This window comes from Bacteroides uniformis (genome assembly GCF_025147485.1).
GTDB lineage: Bacteria > Bacteroidota > Bacteroidia > Bacteroidales > Bacteroidaceae > Bacteroides > Bacteroides uniformis.
This window is the reverse complement of the sequence record NZ_CP102263.1, coordinates 395,787-411,866: the sequence shown is the minus strand read 5'-3', so window position 1 is coordinate 411,866 and position 16,080 is coordinate 395,787. Positions and strand designations below refer to the sequence as shown.

Below are 16,080 nucleotides of genomic sequence, written 5' to 3'. Positions count from 1 at the left end.
AACTGTTTTATGGAAAAGATTAGTAGAACAAAGATTGTTGACCTGCTGAAGCGTGAAGATTTTGGCGCTATGGTCAACGTGAAGGGCTGGGTTCGTACCCGCAGAGGTAGTAAGCAAGTAAACTTTATCGCGCTGAATGACGGTTCTACAATAAATAATGTGCAGATTGTAGTAGACTTGGGTAACTTCGATGAGGAGATGCTGAAAGAGATTACTACCGGTGCTTGTTTGAGCGTAAACGGTGTGCTGACGGAATCTGTCGGTTCCGGTCAGAAGGCCGAAGTGCAGGCCCGCGAAATCGAAGTGCTGGGAACTTGCGATAACACGTATCCGTTGCAGAAGAAAGGTCATTCCATGGAGTTCCTCCGTGAGATAGCCCATCTGCGTCCCCGTACCAATACGTTCGGGGCTGTGTTCCGTATTCGTCATAATATGGCGATTGCCATTCACAAGTTCTTCCATGACAGAGGATTCTTCTATTTTCATACTCCGATTATCACGGCTTCCGACTGTGAAGGCGCAGGCCAGATGTTCCAGGTGACTACGAAGAACCTTTACGACTTAAAGAAAGATGAGAACGGTTCCATTATTTACGATGATGACTTTTTCGGAAAGCAGGCCAGCCTGACTGTTTCCGGACAGTTGGAAGGCGAACTTGCCGCTACTGCATTGGGAGCCATCTATACATTCGGTCCTACGTTCCGTGCCGAGAATTCCAATACTCCCCGCCACTTGGCAGAGTTCTGGATGATTGAGCCGGAAGTGGCGTTCAATGATATTACGGACAATATGGACCTGGCGGAAGATTTCATCAAATATTGTGTACAGTGGGCTTTGGACAACTGTGCCGACGATGTGAAGTTCCTCAATGACATGTTTGATAAGGGCTTGATTGAACGTCTGCAAGGTGTCTTGAAAGAAAGCTTCGTGCGCCTGCCTTATACGGAAGGTATCAAGATATTGGAAGAGGCTGTTGCCAAAGGGCATAAGTTTGAATTCCCGGTGTACTGGGGAGTTGACTTGGCTTCCGAACATGAGCGCTATCTGGTGGAAGACCACTTCAAGCGTCCGGTTATCCTGACTGACTATCCGAAGGAAATCAAAGCGTTCTATATGAAGCAGAACGAAGACGGCAAGACCGTGCGTGCCATGGATGTACTCTTCCCGAAGATTGGAGAAATCATTGGCGGTTCCGAACGTGAATCGGATTACAACAAGCTGATGACGCGCATTGACGAACTTCACATCCCGATGAAGGATATGTGGTGGTATCTCGATACCCGTAAGTTCGGTACATGTCCCCACTCCGGGTTCGGTTTGGGCTTTGAGCGCTTGCTGCTGTTCGTTACGGGCATGACGAATATCCGTGATGTCATACCGTTTCCGCGTACGCCGCGCAACGCCGAGTTCTAAGTTTCGGAATATACAAACTGGATAAAATCATCCGCACAAACATTCTGTTGTTTGTGCGGTTTTTTTATACCCAAAAATGTTATAATCTCAAAATAAATCTTTATATTTGTGTCTAGCGGAACGACATAACGTTAACCAACATCATACGAATATGAAACGGAACTATTTCTTTACCATGCTGGCAGCGGTGCTGCTTGCGGTAGCGGGAGCCAATGCGCAGGAGAGCGCAGAGTTTAGGCCTGCGGAACTGGCAGGAATTTGGCAGTTATGTCATTATGTGTCCGAAATCCCGGATGTTCCCGGGATATTGAAACCGAGTAATACCTTTAAAGTGCTGAGTGATGACGGCCGCATTGTCAACTTTACAATGATTCCTGGCAAGGATGCCATCATCACGGGGTATGGGACTTATCAGCAGCTGACGGATAATTCCTATAAGGAAAGTATTGAGAAAAACATCCATCTGCCCATGTTGGACCACAAAGACAATATATTGGAGTTTGAAATAGGGGACGACGGGGTAATGTACCTGAAGTATTTTATAGCTAAGGACTTGAATGGGAATGAACTGAATACATGGTTCCATGAAACATGGAAGCGGGTGGGCATGCCCGCGAAATTCCCCGAGGACCTTGTCCGTTGATATTTCTTTCTCTTTCCCGTTTCTTTCTCAATGCAGCTTTGAAGGTCTTCTATGATGGCATTGGCCGATGAAGGCCGCATCATAAAGAGTTGTTCTAGCGGAGATTCTTTCGTTTCTCCGCAGGATAACTTTGTCTGTTGTATATCAGCCAAGTGGCTCTCTAAAAAAAAGTGGAAAACTTTTGCCAGTTCTAAGAAAAACCGTACCTTTGCAAGCCGATTATTATCTCAAAAGGATAAGCATTTAATTCATAGCGAGTTAATCTTCCATTGTCCGGGATGACTGGCTTGCGGTGAAGAAAAACATTTTAGTAGTAACATTTTAAAAAACAATTAAGAGTGGATACTTTAAGTTACAAGACCATTTCTGCAAACAAAGCTACAGTGACTAAAGAATGGGTCATTGTTGACGCTACAGACCAGGTATTGGGTCGTCTGGGCGCAAAAGTTGCGAAACTGTTGAGAGGAAAGTATAAACCTAACTTTACCCCTCACGTAGATTGTGGCGATAATGTAATCATTATCAACGCCGACAAAGTAAAATTAACCGGTAACAAGTGGAATGACAAGGTATATCTGTCATATACAGGTTATCCTGGCGGCCAGAGAGAAATCACTCCTGCCCGTTTGCAGGCAAAACCGAACGGTGATGACAAGTTACTGAGAAAAGTAGTAAAGGGTATGTTGCCTAAGAACAAGTTGGGCGCAAAATTGCTGGGCAATATGTATGTATATGCCGGCAGCGAGCACAAACACGATGCTCAGAACCCGAAAATGATTGATATTAACGTACTTAAATAAGAGATAATGGAAGTAGTAAATGCATTAGGCAGACGTAAAAGTGCAATTGCACGTATTTTCGTAAGCGAAGGTACTGGAAAGATTACTATTAATAAGAGAGACCTCGCAGAGTACTTTCCATCAAGCATTCTTCAGTATGTAGTTAAACAGCCGTTGAATAAGCTGGGTGTTGCTGAAAAGTACGACATCAAAGTTAATCTCTGCGGTGGCGGTTTCACCGGCCAGTCTCAGGCTTTGCGTTTGGCAATTGCCCGCGCACTGGTGAAAATCAATGCTGAGGACAAGGCTGCTCTCCGTTCTGAAGGTTTCATGACTCGTGATCCTCGTTCTGTTGAACGTAAGAAACCGGGACAACCGAAAGCACGTCGTAGATTCCAGTTCAGTAAACGTTAAGAGTTGGAGAACGGTTGGGGCGGACAAGTTGCTTAATTCTCGACTTTCACCTCTCAACTCTCAACTGAAAAAGCGTTTAGTATCTAAACTACCGGGACTCTTCAGATTCAGACTACCCGGCGGTTGGTTTAGAAGAAACAAAAAAGAAAGTAAACGATTAATTTAAAAGAAAATGTCTAGAACAAATTTTGATACATTATTAGAAGCCGGTTGCCACTTCGGTCACTTGAAAAGAAAGTGGAACCCTGCAATGGCTCCTTACATCTTCATGGAGCGCAATGGTATTCACATCATTGACCTCAACAAGACGGTTGCTAAAATTGACGAAGCTGCTGAAGCTTTGAAGCAAATCGCTAAATCAGGAAAGAAAGTCCTGTTTGTTGCTACTAAAAAACAAGCTAAGCAGGTGGTTGCCGATAAGGCTGCATCTGTAAATATGCCTTATGTAATCGAGCGTTGGCCGGGTGGTATGTTGACTAACTTCCCGACTATCCGTAAGGCTGTCAAGAAGATGGCTACCATCGACAAGTTGACAAGCGACGGTACCTATTCAAACCTCTCCAAGAGAGAAATTCTTCAGATTTCACGTCAACGTGCAAAGTTGGACAAGACTTTGGGCTCTATCGCTGACCTGACTCGTCTGCCGTCTGCTCTGTTCGTTATCGACGTAATGAAGGAAAACATCGCAGTTCGTGAAGCTAATCGTCTGGGGATTCCCGTATTCGGTATCGTTGATACAAACTCCGATCCTACGAATATCGATTTCGTAATCCCGGCAAATGATGACGCTACTAAGTCAGTAGAAGTTATTCTTGATGCTTGCTGCGCTGCTATGCAGGAAGGTCTGGAAGAACGTAAGGCCGAAAAGGTAGACATGGAAGCTGCCGGTGAAGCTCCTGCCAACAAAGGTAAGAAGAAAGCTACAAAAGCAAGACTCGACAAGTCCGACGAGGAAGCAATCAATGCCGCTAAGGCTGCTGCTTTCATGAAGGAAGAAGAGGCTTAATCATACTGTTGAGAGTTGAGAATTGAAAGTTGAGAGTTACTTTACGGCAATTCTCAATTCTCTATTCTCAACTCTCAATTACTTTATAAGGATATTATTAACAATTAAAATAAAAAGATATTATGGCTGTAAGTATGGCTGATATAACCAAGCTCCGCAAGATGACCGGTGCTGGTATGATGGATTGCAAAAATGCTTTGACTGAAGCTGAAGGCGATTTCGACAAGGCAATGGAAATTATCCGTAAGAAGGGACAAGCTGTTGCAGCTAAGCGTTCAGATCGCGAGGCTTCTGAAGGCTGTGTGCTGGCTAAGACTACGGGTGACTTTGCCGTTATCATCGCTCTGAAGTGCGAAACTGACTTCGTGGCTCAGAATGCTGATTTCGTGAAATTGACTCAGGACATTCTGGACCTTGCCGTGGCTAACAAGTGCAAGACTCTGGACGAAGTAAAAGCTCTGCCGATGGGCAACGGTACTGTACAGGATGCTGTAACAGACCGTAGCGGTATCACTGGCGAGAAGATGGAGTTGGATGGTTACATGACTGTAGAAGGTGCAAGCACTGTGGTTTATAACCACATGAACAGAAATGGCCTCTGCACTATTGTTGCTTTCAACAAGGCTGTTGAAGAAGGACTGGCTAAGCAGATTGCCATGCAGATTGCTGCCATGAACCCGATTGCAGTAGACGAAGATGGCGTATCTGAAGAAATCAAGCAGAAGGAAATAGATGTTGCTATCGAGAAGACAAAAGCTGAACAGGTACAGAAGGCTGTTGAGGCTGCTTTGAAGAAGGCTGGTATCAACCCGGCTCACGTGGACAGCGAAGACCACATGGAAAGCAACATGGCCAAAGGCTGGATTACTGCTGAAGACGTGGCAAAGGCAAAGGAAATCATTGCTACTGTTTCTGCCGAGAAAGCTGCACATCTGCCTGAACAAATGATTCAGAATATTGCTAAGGGCCGTCTTGGCAAGTTCTTGAAAGAAGTTTGCTTGCTGAACCAGGAAGACATCATGGACGGCAAGAAGACAGTTAGAGAAGTCTTGAAAGAAGCTGATCCTGAATTGAAGGTTGTTGACTTCAAACGTTTTACTTTGCGCGCTGAATAATTCCGCTTAGAAACGATTCTATAAAAAGAAGTGGCCGTATATGGAGTTGAATTCCTAAACGGTCACTTTTTTATGCCTCTACAGTTGCAGTGAGACGGATGATGCGTTTATCCCACGGGCTTGGTTTGCGTGTATCCTTCTGCCTTCAGGAGGTCGATGACACGTTGTTTGAAGTCGCCTTGCACGATGATTTCTCCATCTTTGGCACTTCCGCCTACTCCACATTTACTTTTCAGCAATTTGCCCAGTTCTTTCAGATTATTGTCGGTGCCCACGAAACCGGTGACAAGAGTGACGACTTTGCCACCCCGGTTCTTGCGGTCCAGCTGTACACGCAGGCGTTGTTGTGCAGGGGGGAGGGTAGCTTGCTCCTCATCGTCATTCATCTCATAGTTGTAGTCCGGGTTGGTGGAATAGACTATATTCAACCGTTCTTTCCAATCATTATTCTTCATACTTCTTTCTTTTAAACTTCCCAAAAGTACGATATTATGTGGAATTATGCAATTAGAAATTATGTTAAGCTTTTGTTGCATCCGTGTTACTGATTAGAAAAAAAGCACTACTTTTGTCAATCGCAATATTGAGAACTTAAATAAGAAACTATGAGCAGTCCGTTACAGAAAAAAGAAACCATGAAGGTGCCGGAACCTACCTTGCGCCGGCTTCCGTGGTACCTTTCTAATGTAAAGTTGCTGAAACAAAAGGGGGAACGATTCGTATCATCCACCCAGATTTCCAAGGAAATCAATATTGATGCTTCACAAATTGCCAAAGACCTTTCGTATGTCAATATCTCGGGGCGTACGCGTGTGGGCTATGAGGTGGACACACTGATAGCTGTACTGGAGGACTTCCTGGGATTTACCAATATACACAAAGCCTTTCTGTTCGGTGTCGGAAGCTTGGGAGGTGCCTTGCTGCGCGACTCGGGCCTAAGCCATTTCGGTTTGGAGATAGTGGCTGCTTTCGATGTGAAGCCCGAACTGGTGGGTACGACACTGAGCGGCATCCCCATCTATCACTCGGACGAGTTCAAGCAGAAGATGCAGGAGTACGATGTCAATATAGGCGTGCTGACGGTACCTATCGAAATAGCCCAGCAGATAACGGATTCCATGGTAGAGGGCGGTATCAAGGCCGTATGGAACTTCACCCCGTTCCGTATCCGTGTTCCCGAGAACATTGTCGTGCAGAACACTTCCCTTTATGCCCATCTGGCCGTGATGTTTAACAGACTGAACTTTAACGAAATCAAGTAATGAAGATTATTGCTGTAGGAATGAACTATGCTCTGCACAACAAAGAGCTGGGACATACACACGAGAATAAGGAACCGGTTATTTTCTTGAAACCCGATTCGGCCATTCTGAAAGATGGCAAGCCTTTCTTTATCCCCGATTTTTCCAACGAGGTACATTATGAGACGGAAGTGGTGGTGCGCATCTGCCGTTTGGGCAAGAATATTGCTCCTCGCTTTGCCCATCGCTATTATGATGCGGTGACGGTGGGCATCGACTTCACGGCACGCGACTTGCAACGTAAGTTCCGTGAGGCGGGTAATCCGTGGGAGCTTTGCAAAGGTTTCGACAATTCGGCAGCTATCGGCACCTTTGTCCCTTTGGAACAAGTGGGCGGCAATGTACAGAATCTGGACTTCCATCTGACGATTGATGATAAGGAGGTGCAACGTGGCCATACATCGGATATGTTGTTCCGGGTAGATGATATCATTGCCTATGTCAGTCGCTTCATGACCTTGAAAATCGGTGACTTGCTGTTCACGGGTACCCCTGTGGGAGTAGGTCCCATCAGCATCGGACAGCACTTGCAGGGCTATCTTGGGGAAGGGAAAGTACTTGACTTCAATATCCGGTAAATATGTTTAGCTGTCTTATCTTGATATAGGTAGACACATTTACAAACTAATAAATGTGTTACTATTATGACTTCAAAACGAAAGCTTTATCGTGAAGATGAAAAACTGTTTTTTCTTCACTCTTACTACCAATCAGGTATGAGTAAGCATGCCTTTTGCCGGGCACATGGCATTTGTTGCCCTGCCTTGCTAAATAGTTGGATTAAAAAGTATTCAAATTTAGCAGAAGAGCTATCTTTGCCTTCTGAACAAGAATCACCAGATATGTCCAATCGCAGCAAGGAAGCCTACAAAGATGAAAATGCCCAATTAAAAAAGCGCATTAAAGAGCTGGAGAAAGCTCTGTCTTTCTCCAAGCTGGAAACAGAAGCCCGTGAATTGATGATTACGCGTGCTGAAGAACTCTTCAACATCCCTATCAGAAAAAAATCTGGGGCCAAATCGTAACGGAACTGGTCAGTCAGCGCAACCTGAAAGTTGCGTTGGCCTGCCGTCTGTTTGGCCATTGTCGTCAAGCCTACTACCAGTCAAAGGCTGACATTGAGAGTCAGATACATAGGGAACGTCTCATGCTGGATGCTGTCCGTGATATCCGTATCGAAGATCCGGGTATAGGCTGTTACAAACTGTGGATTATGCTCACCGTGCTTTTTGGAGCCGGGTTCATGCCTGGGCGGGACAGCTTTTATGCATTGCTCCGGCAACACCGCTTGATGCTTCCTGCCCGCAAGACCCGGCATACGACGAACTCCAACCATCGCTATCACAAGTGGAAGAACTTAATCAAAGGAGTGACCTTGACTTCAGCCAACCACTTGTGGGTCAGTGACATTACTTATATACCACTTACCAATGGTGAAGTCTGTTATCTGCATCTGATTACGGATGCTTACTCCCATAAGATACAGGGATGGGTGCTTACCGACACCTTATGGGTATCGGCAACCATCAATGCATTGCAACAGGCTATAGAGCAGGCTGTTGAAATGAAAGGAAGTGAAATCTTATAGGCCTGATACATCACTCAGACCGTGGCGTACAATACTGTTGCGACCCATATGTGGCACTTCTTCAGAAACATGGCATTGCCGTCAGTATGACGGAAGACTACAAACCCACCGACAATGCCGTTGCGGAACGTATCAACGGGATTATTAAGGCGGAAAGCAGCCATCCTCGAGGCCGGTTCAACGACATCGGGCATGCAAGAAATGTCATAGCTCGCTACATACATTTCTATAACCATCGCAGACCGCATATGAGTATCGGGTATAAAATACCTGCTGTGGCGCATCTGGAGAAGGGAATACAGAAGAAAATGTGGAAGAAGAAAAAATATCCTTCCACAAGTAGCAATGAAAAGAAGGATGCAATATCTTTGCAAAGCCGGACAAGCAAGTACGGGTTCTGCAAATCCAGCAAGATGACTGTCAACAGAATCAGGACAACTCACTTTGCTGTGTCTACTATATCAGCAGGGCTTGGGAAGAAGTGGCTACTAAACCAGTACAACATTCCAAGAACCGTCTACTGATATCGGTTATAAAAAGAAAAAGCGTCTAGCTAAATCAGGAAAAGACAAGCTTGTTTTGACTGGTCTTGTTTGTGTTATTAGCCATGGTATTTTATCACCATATCATTCCTTTATACCTTTAAGAGTTAAATCCTATTTTTTATTAAATAGGTATGGTGTTACAAGAATAAAAATATTATTTTTGCGATAAGATTTTGAGATAAATTAGCCTATAAAAGCTTTATGATTTTTAAAAGGTATAGTTTGTACTCCTTTATGAAGAGTGTTGAGTTAGTGGCGATTGGTGTAGTTCCTTTCGTACAGAAAGTTGTAATGATTTTAATTTTAATTCTATGAGAACAAGATATAATCTGGTTATCCATGTTTCTGTTATCTTTCTGTTATTTCTGTTTAATAATTATTCTTCGGCTTATAATTTGCGGCAGTATTCCAGCAAGAATGGACTTTCCAATAGTGCAGTATTATCTATTTGTCAGGATGGGGATGGTTTTATGTGGTTTGGTTCTTGTGAGGGGGTCAACTTTTTTGATGGGCTGAACTTTCAGTTGTACAACCCCATTGATAAGAAAAAGATATTGTCTGGGAATATAGTAGAGAGTATATTGGAAGCTGAGAATAATATTTTGTGGATTCAGACCAATTATGGTCTTGATCGTTTGGAGAAGTATTCTCAAACGGTACATTCATTCAGGCAGTTTAAGGGGAAAAACTGGGTAGTGAATAGTACGGATAATAGAATCTTTGTCGTTAATAGTGATAATTACATTTATTATTATGTGCCTGAGGAACAGCAATTTCGTGGAATACAAGTAGATAACCTCATAGCAGATGACATCCTCGAGGTTGCTATTGACAAAAGAAATATATTGTGGATATTTATGAAAAGCGGAAACAATCTTAGTTTTTCAATCAATTCTAATCCTGATGGAAGTATCTCTTTAGAACCTAAAAAACTGTTTGATGATGAGGAGAAGGTCATGTGGTGTTTTTATGATGACGATACCTTTTATATTGTGGATAATAAATATGCCCTTTATGAATATGACCCTGCTAGTTGCAATAAGTATTATATCTATGATTTGTCTGATGAAGTAAAACGGTACGGAGAAATTTCAGCTATAATTCAGCATAAAGGTGAATATTTTATTGGTTTTAAATCAAGTGGACTGATTGTTTTGCAGCATATTCCAGAATCTAAAGATAGATATTCTATTCACGATATAAATATCAAATCCGGTATCTTTTGTATAGAAAAAGATAAATTTCAGGATATTATATGGGTGGGTACTGATGGGCAGGGGGTGTATATGTATTACAATGATTCCTATACTCTCAGGACGACGTTGTTGAGAGATTTGCCATACAATCTAAATACGCCGATAAGAACATTTTATATTGATGAATACGGTACTTTTTGGTTTGGAACAAAAGGGAATGGCATTGTGAAAATTGAAAATTATGACGCGGCTGTTAATGAAGGAGAAAAATCAGTGCAGTTTCTTACGAATAATAGCTTGTTAAAAAGTAACTCTGTCTATACAATAGTACCTGGTAAGAAAGATATTTTATGGATAGGCAGTGAAAATGGTCTGAATTATTATTCATATAAAAGTAGTAGTATAAAGAATATAGATATTTTAGGCGGTAACAAACCTTTAAGATATGTATATTCTGTTTGTGAATTTAATGATTCTACTCTTTGGATTGCTACGGTGGGTGAAGGGATTGTAAAGGCTAAGCTTGGCGAAAAAGACGGCAATCCGGTATTGAAGAAAGATACGACCTTTTTGTTTGATAATGGTGTAATTCCTTCCAACTATTTTTTCACCTCTTATAAGGAGAACGATTCGATTATCTGGTTTGGCAATAGAGGATATGGAGCCTATAAAATTAATAATCGTACCAATAAAATAGAAGTTTACAGTTTAAATGAAGGAAGCGAAAGCCAGACATTGAACGATGTGTTTTCTATTTTAAAGAGTGACAAAAGCTATTGGTTTGCTACAAGTTATGGGCTTGCCCGAATTTATTATGATAGAGATAGATATGTATTTGACAAGACAAATGTTTTGCCGAAGAATGTGATACATGGAATGTTGCAGGATGAATACAATAATTTGTGGTTGAGCACTAATCGAGGATTGATAAAGTATAATGTTTCGGAGAATACCTTCCAGACATATTGGAAGCAGAACGATCTTCAGGTAACAGAGTTCAGTGATGGGGCATACTTCAAGCATATACCTTCCGGCACTTTGTTTTTTGGAGGGATAAACGGTTTTGTCACTGTTTCGGTCAATGGATTTCCTAAACTGGATTATAATCCGGAAATTCAATTTAGCAACTTATCTATATTCGGTAAAGAGTATAATATAAATGATTTTGTAAGTATTGAAAATAGTAGGAAAAATATAACTTTGAATTATGAACAAAATTTTTTCTCTTTATCGTTTACTGCTATAGATTATATAAATGGGAATGATTATACTTATTTTTATAAACTTGCAGAACTTAGTGATATTTGGATTGACAATGGAGGCTCCAATTCCGCATCATTCACCAATATTTCTCCGGGCAGATATACTTTGTTGGTGAAGTATAGGAATAATATTACAGGTAAGGAAAGTGCGGTTCAGTCACTTGTGATAAACATATCATACCCGTGGTATCAGACTACTTTGGCATATGTGGTCTATACTTTATTGTTGTTATTGGTTGGTTACTGTATTGTACGGCTGAGTATTAAATGGTATAGAATGAAAAAAGAGAATATCGTAGAAAAGCTGACAAGAAAACAACGCGAAGATGTTTATGAATCAAAATTACGATTCTTTACTAATATAACTCACGAACTGTGTACTCCCTTGACGTTAATATATGGTCCTTGCGAAAAGATTATTTCATACGACAAATCAGATAGCCTCATTATTAAATATGCCAAATTGATTAAGCATAATGCGGAGGAACTGAATAGTCTGATTGCAGAACTAATTGAATTCAGACGTTTGGAGACGGGACATAAAAAAGTAGAGATAAAATCCTGTCCCATATCAGAATTAGCCCGTAATATAGCTGAACCTTTTTCAGAATTGACAAGTAATAAGCTGCTTGATTATAGAATAAATATAGTCGACAATATATATTGGAACTCTGATTCGGGATGCTTGAATAAGATAATTACTAATCTTATATCCAATGCTTTTAAATATGCATCAGTCAAAGGAAAAATAAGTGTAGATGTGTATGTTGAAGACAAAAAGCTGTATATTGTTGTAGCTAATACAGGCAAAGGGATTAAAGAAGATGATCTTTCTAAGATTTTTGATAGATATACCGTACTTGATAATTTTGAAGACCAGAATAAAGCACATGAAACGTCGCGAAATGGATTGGGTTTGGCTATATGCAATAATATGGTGAAATTGTTAGAGGGAGAAATAACCGTAACCAGTGTGCTTAATGATATAACGACTTTTACTGTAATTCTCCCTGAATTGTCAATAGAGCAAGCTACGGAGGGTGATGAGTTTTTTGGTAATGCAAGTGTGACTGTTATAGAGAACGTTTCCCGAAAAATGGAGGAAACCAGTTCTGTTCCTGAGATTGTCATTCCTGAATATGACAAGAATAAGCAGACAATAATGATTATAGATGATGATTCGGCCATGCTATGGTTTGTTACAGAAATATTTATTGATAAATATAATGTAATTCCCATTAATAATTCAACAGAGGTGATGTCTTGTTTGGAGCAGAGTTCACCGGACATAATCATATCGGATATTATGATGCCGGACATTGACGGTATCTCTCTTACTACATTGATAAAGGGAGATAAATTGCGCAAACATATACCAATGATTCTTTTATCTGCCAAGAATACGGTGGAGGATCAGGTAAGGGGTATTGATTCCGGAGCAGAGGTTTATATAACCAAGCCTTTCAGTGTGAGATATTTGGAAAAAGTAGTGGAACGGCTCATCAAGAGAAAAGAAGACTTGAAGCAATATTTCTCTTCGGCTGTGAGCTCATTTGAGATAAATGAGGGTAAGCTGGTGCACGAGGAAGATAAGAAATTCATGGAAAAAGTATATCAGGTAATCGATTCGAATATTACTAATCCGGAGCTTTCTATTGAAACCATTAGCTCTTCTTTAGGATACAGTACGCGTCAGTTTTATCGGAGAATAAAAGAAATAACTCCTAAGAAGCCGAATGATATAATCAGAGAGTATAAGCTGGATATTGTGAAGAAACTATTAATTAATACAAACTTGTCTGTTGAAGAGATTATGGATAGGACCGGCTTTATCAACCGGGGAAACTTCTTCAAAATATTTTCTCAGAAATTTGAAATGACCCCTAAAAAATATAGAGAGCAGATGCGTAAAGACATCACAAAAACAAATTTGGAAAATTCTTAAGAAGCTTTCTGTCTTTCAGACCATATTCGTACATCTTTGTCGCGTTTGAGTACTCTTATTAAGGAAGGGATGCACTAATTTTGCTATCAAATAATCTAATACGGACTTAAAAATTGGATGTATGAATTGGAATATTGTAAAAGGTGCATGTCTTGCACTACTGCCTGTTGCCGGTACCTTAAAAGCACAGGAGAAACCGAACATTGTAGTAATCTTGGCAGATGATCTTGCTTCGAATGAGATTAGTTGCTATGGAGGGAAGAACCTCAAGACTCCGAATATTGATCGGATAGCTGAAGAAGGAATCAGATTCACTAATAACTTTGCCTCTTGTGCAATGAGTGTGCCTATTCGGGCTTCCTTATATACCGGACTCTATCCTGCTCGGCACGGCTCTTATCAAAATCATAAAATATCCTATTCTGATATAAAGAGCGTCACGTATTATCTGCCCCAGGCGGGTTATCGGGTAGGGCGTGCAGGAAAAACGCATACTGTTCCTAAAAGTGTTTTCAATTTTGAGAAGGTTCCGGGGTTTGAGGAGAACTGTATTGCTGTGACTGCTGACTATACAGTGGATGGCATTCGTGACTTTATGCGACAGGACAGTCCGTTTTGCTTATTTGTTTGCAGTACGCTTTCCCACGCTCCGTGGACATGCGGAAATAAGGATGAATTTGATGCAGATAAGGTTATACTGCCTCCTAACTGCGTTGATAATAAAGGAACGCGTGAACTTTTCAGACGTCTTTTGGCTGAAATCCGGGCTTTGGATAATCAGGTTGGTGATGTATTGAAAACTATTGAAGAGGTTGGCAAACTGGATAATACTTTAGTTGTATTTCTTGGAGAACAAGGTCCACAGTTGCCGGGAGGAAAATGGACTTGCTGGAACTACGGTCAAAGCAGTGCATTGGTGGCTCGCTATCCTGCAAAAATAAAGGCCAAATCGACCAGTGATGCTATCGTTCAGTATGAAGATATTCTACCTACTTTAATGGAATTTGTCGGTGGAGATGAAATAGAGGGCATTGATGGGAAAAGTTTCCTGAAGGCATTGTTCGGCAAAGAGAAAGAACACCGTCGCTTTGCTTACGGTATACATAATAATATCCCGGAAGGGACAGCCTATCCGATACGTAGCATCAGGGACAAGAGATATAAACTGATATTGAACTTGACTCCTGAAGTAGAGTATTTTGAAAAACATCTGATGAATCTTAAGAATGAAAGAAGCGTTTGGGCAAGCTGGATTGAGAGTACAAAAACAGATAAACGGGCAAGATATTTTGTTGACAGATATGTAAAACGTCCTGCAATAGAGTTTTATGATATGCAGAAAGATCCTTGGGAGTTGAATAATTTGGCAGAAGAAAAGAAGTATGCGAAACGTATTGCTATGATGAAAGGGGAACTTGAGGCGTGGATGCGGCAGCAGGGTGATACGGGAGCTCAAATGGACGTGAAAATAAAGAAGCAATGATGAAAAAGGAAAAAATGTGTTTACTGGGACTATTGCCTGCCCTGACAGTCCCTATGACATTGCCTTGTCTGGCAGGGAATAACGCTGAGTTGCCTCCTAATATTATAGTTGTGCTTACGGATGATATGGGTTATGGTGATATTGGTATATATGGTGGTAAATTTATACCTACTCCCAATATTGACCGTATGGCAGAAGAAGGTTCACGGTTCAATCAATATTATAGTGCATCTCCTATCAGTTCTCCTTCGCGTTGTGGCCTACTGACCGGGATGTACCCGGGCAAGTGGCATATAACCACTTATTTACAAGGAAAGGCTGGAAACAAAGCTGCGGAAATGGCCGACTATTTGGACCCTTCGGCTCCCACCTTGCCCAAAGTGATGAAGAATGCCGGATATAAAACCGGTCATTTCGGGAAATGGCATTTGGGAGGGGGACGGGATGTCCGGAATGCTCCCCCTTTTGTCGCTTATGGATATGACGAATATTGCAGCACCTATGAAAGCCCTCAACCGGATTCGTTACTTACGGCAACGGATTGGATTTGGTCTCCGCAGGATAGTGTAAAGCGATGGAATAGAACAGCCTATTTCGTTGATAAAACGCTGGCTTTTTTAGAACGTCACAGAGGAGAAGCTTGTTTTGTGAACTTATGGCCGGATGACATGCATACTCCGTGGGTTGGAAACTTTGAGCAACAGCAGGTCTTTCCGGACGGGCAGGAATCGGAAAAGAACTTTCGGGTGGTGCTTGCCGAATATGATAGGCAAATAGGACGTTTGCTGCGTGAAATTAAAAATATGAATCTTGAAAACAATACCATTGTCATTTTTACCAGTGACAACGGGCCTGCACCCAGTTTCAAGGGAAGCCGGGCCGGTAATATGAGAGGATGTAAAGCTTCATTGTTCGAGGGAGGTATACATATGCCCTTTATAATATGGGATACAAAAGGCGAAATTCCTTCGGGGAAAACGGACGATACTACGGTGGTCAGCGCTCTGGATTTGTACAAGAGTTTGAGTTCACTTGCTGGAATCAAATTGCCTGCTGATTGTAAAAGTGATGGCATGGACATGAGTGCGGCTTTGAAAGGGGTTCCGCAGGAAAGGAGAGAACCTCTCTTTTGGGAATATAGAAGAAATGAAAGCAAAGCATTCCCCCGGCCTGCAGACAAAGATGTCAGTCCGGCTATTGCGGTGCGGTATGGCAAGTGGAAACTGTTGGTTGATAAAGACAGTACAAATGTCTTATTGTATGATTTGGAGGATAATTTGAGGGAAAACGTTGATTTAAGCAAGAAACATCCTCAGGTGGCAAGTCGGTTGAGTAAATTGGCTCTTGAGTGGTGGAATTCTTTACCGGAATTTTGACCTTATATAATAGT

15 protein-coding genes are annotated in these 16,080 nt (G+C 41.7%); 14 read left to right on the top strand and 1 reads right to left on the bottom strand.

The window, feature by feature from the left end; translation table 11 throughout:
- Positions 1–9 precede the first annotated feature (9 nt).
- The 6 genes from asnS to tsf all read left to right on the top strand — a co-directional run bounded on the left by asnS (position 10) and on the right by tsf (position 5,370).
- The gene (gene asnS / locus NQ510_RS01665; protein WP_005829597.1) at positions 10–1,413 is read left to right on the top strand and encodes an asparagine--tRNA ligase; all 1,404 of its coding nucleotides are present in this window, start codon (positions 10–12) and stop codon (positions 1,411–1,413) included.
- A 151-nt stretch (positions 1,414–1,564) separates the two neighbouring features.
- On the top strand, positions 1,565–2,056 hold the full coding sequence (locus NQ510_RS01660; RefSeq protein ID WP_005829599.1) for a DUF4488 domain-containing protein: 492 nt from the start codon (positions 1,565–1,567) through the stop codon (positions 2,054–2,056).
- Positions 2,057–2,394: 338 nt separating this feature from the next.
- Positions 2,395–2,856 (top strand): 50S ribosomal protein L13, encoded by a 462-nt coding sequence (rplM, locus tag NQ510_RS01655; RefSeq protein WP_005829602.1) that lies wholly within the window; start codon positions 2,395–2,397, stop codon positions 2,854–2,856.
- A 6-nt stretch (positions 2,857–2,862) separates the two neighbouring features.
- Positions 2,863–3,249: a 30S ribosomal protein S9 gene (rpsI, locus tag NQ510_RS01650; protein ID WP_005829603.1), complete on the top strand. Its 387-nt coding sequence runs from the start codon at positions 2,863–2,865 to the stop codon at positions 3,247–3,249.
- Positions 3,250–3,421: 172 nt separating this feature from the next.
- Positions 3,422–4,255 (top strand): 30S ribosomal protein S2, encoded by an 834-nt coding sequence (rpsB, locus tag NQ510_RS01645; RefSeq protein WP_005829604.1) that lies wholly within the window; start codon positions 3,422–3,424, stop codon positions 4,253–4,255.
- 122 nt (positions 4,256–4,377) lie between these two features.
- On the top strand, positions 4,378–5,370 hold the full coding sequence (tsf, locus tag NQ510_RS01640; protein ID WP_005829605.1) for a translation elongation factor Ts: 993 nt from the start codon (positions 4,378–4,380) through the stop codon (positions 5,368–5,370).
- A 107-nt stretch (positions 5,371–5,477) separates the two neighbouring features.
- On the opposite strand, the gene NQ510_RS01635 is transcribed toward tsf, so the two are convergent.
- Entirely contained in the window at positions 5,478–5,825 is a 348-nt protein-coding gene (locus NQ510_RS01635; RefSeq protein ID WP_005833443.1) for a translation initiation factor, read from the bottom strand.
- 150 nt (positions 5,826–5,975) lie between these two features.
- Here NQ510_RS01635 and NQ510_RS01630 point away from each other — a divergent pair, with 150 nt between their 5' ends.
- The 8 genes from NQ510_RS01630 (at position 5,976) to NQ510_RS01595 (ending at position 16,066) form a co-directional block, all read left to right on the top strand.
- On the top strand, positions 5,976–6,632 hold the full coding sequence (locus tag NQ510_RS01630; protein WP_005829607.1) for a redox-sensing transcriptional repressor Rex: 657 nt from the start codon (positions 5,976–5,978) through the stop codon (positions 6,630–6,632).
- Positions 6,632–7,249, top strand: coding sequence for a fumarylacetoacetate hydrolase family protein (locus NQ510_RS01625; RefSeq protein ID WP_005829609.1), 618 nt, complete (start codon positions 6,632–6,634; stop codon positions 7,247–7,249). Before NQ510_RS01630 ends, NQ510_RS01625 begins: the two co-directional genes overlap by 1 nt.
- Before the next feature lie 66 nt (positions 7,250–7,315).
- Positions 7,316–7,696 carry a transposase gene (locus NQ510_RS01620; RefSeq protein WP_005829611.1) on the top strand — a complete coding sequence of 127 codons (381 nt, stop codon included), beginning with the start codon at positions 7,316–7,318 and terminating at the stop codon, positions 7,694–7,696.
- 122 nt (positions 7,697–7,818) lie between these two features.
- Positions 7,819–8,259, top strand: a complete 441-nt coding sequence (locus NQ510_RS01615; RefSeq protein WP_005829613.1) for a DDE-type integrase/transposase/recombinase — start codon at positions 7,819–7,821, stop codon at positions 8,257–8,259.
- Positions 8,260–8,309: 50 nt separating this feature from the next.
- Complete coding sequence (locus NQ510_RS01610; protein ID WP_005829615.1) at positions 8,310–8,783, top strand: integrase core domain-containing protein; 474 nt, start codon at positions 8,310–8,312, stop codon at positions 8,781–8,783.
- Positions 8,784–9,115: 332 nt separating this feature from the next.
- On the top strand, positions 9,116–13,207 hold the full coding sequence (locus NQ510_RS01605; RefSeq protein ID WP_005829621.1) for a hybrid sensor histidine kinase/response regulator transcription factor: 4,092 nt from the start codon (positions 9,116–9,118) through the stop codon (positions 13,205–13,207).
- A 121-nt stretch (positions 13,208–13,328) separates the two neighbouring features.
- Positions 13,329–14,690, top strand: a complete 1,362-nt coding sequence (locus NQ510_RS01600) for a sulfatase family protein (RefSeq protein ID WP_005829623.1) — start codon at positions 13,329–13,331, stop codon at positions 14,688–14,690.
- Complete coding sequence (locus NQ510_RS01595; RefSeq protein ID WP_005829625.1) at positions 14,687–16,066, top strand: sulfatase family protein; 1,380 nt, start codon at positions 14,687–14,689, stop codon at positions 16,064–16,066. The genes NQ510_RS01600 and NQ510_RS01595 overlap by 4 nt, the downstream gene beginning before the upstream one ends.
- Positions 16,067–16,080: the final 14 nt, after the last annotated feature.

Bases quoted from the DNA above. Each gene is read 5' to 3' on its own strand.
- asnS (WP_005829597.1), top strand. From the start codon at position 10: ATGGAAAAGATTAGTAGAACAAAGATTGTTGACCTGCTGAAGCGTGAA.
- NQ510_RS01660 (WP_005829599.1), top strand. From the start codon at position 1,565: ATGAAACGGAACTATTTCTTTACCATGCTGGCAGCGGTGCTGCTTGCG.
- rpsI (WP_005829603.1), top strand. From the start codon at position 2,863: ATGGAAGTAGTAAATGCATTAGGCAGACGTAAAAGTGCAATTGCACGT.
- rpsB (WP_005829604.1), top strand. From the start codon at position 3,422: ATGTCTAGAACAAATTTTGATACATTATTAGAAGCCGGTTGCCACTTC.
- tsf (WP_005829605.1), top strand. From the start codon at position 4,378: ATGGCTGTAAGTATGGCTGATATAACCAAGCTCCGCAAGATGACCGGT.
- NQ510_RS01635 (WP_005833443.1), bottom strand. From the start codon at position 5,825: ATGAAGAATAATGATTGGAAAGAACGGTTGAATATAGTCTATTCCACC.
- NQ510_RS01630 (WP_005829607.1), top strand. From the start codon at position 5,976: ATGAGCAGTCCGTTACAGAAAAAAGAAACCATGAAGGTGCCGGAACCT.
- NQ510_RS01625 (WP_005829609.1), top strand. From the start codon at position 6,632: ATGAAGATTATTGCTGTAGGAATGAACTATGCTCTGCACAACAAAGAG.
- NQ510_RS01620 (WP_005829611.1), top strand. From the start codon at position 7,316: ATGACTTCAAAACGAAAGCTTTATCGTGAAGATGAAAAACTGTTTTTT.
- NQ510_RS01615 (WP_005829613.1), top strand. From the start codon at position 7,819: ATGCTGGATGCTGTCCGTGATATCCGTATCGAAGATCCGGGTATAGGC.
- NQ510_RS01605 (WP_005829621.1), top strand. From the start codon at position 9,116: ATGAGAACAAGATATAATCTGGTTATCCATGTTTCTGTTATCTTTCTG.
- NQ510_RS01600 (WP_005829623.1), top strand. From the start codon at position 13,329: ATGAATTGGAATATTGTAAAAGGTGCATGTCTTGCACTACTGCCTGTT.
- NQ510_RS01595 (WP_005829625.1), top strand. From the start codon at position 14,687: ATGATGAAAAAGGAAAAAATGTGTTTACTGGGACTATTGCCTGCCCTG.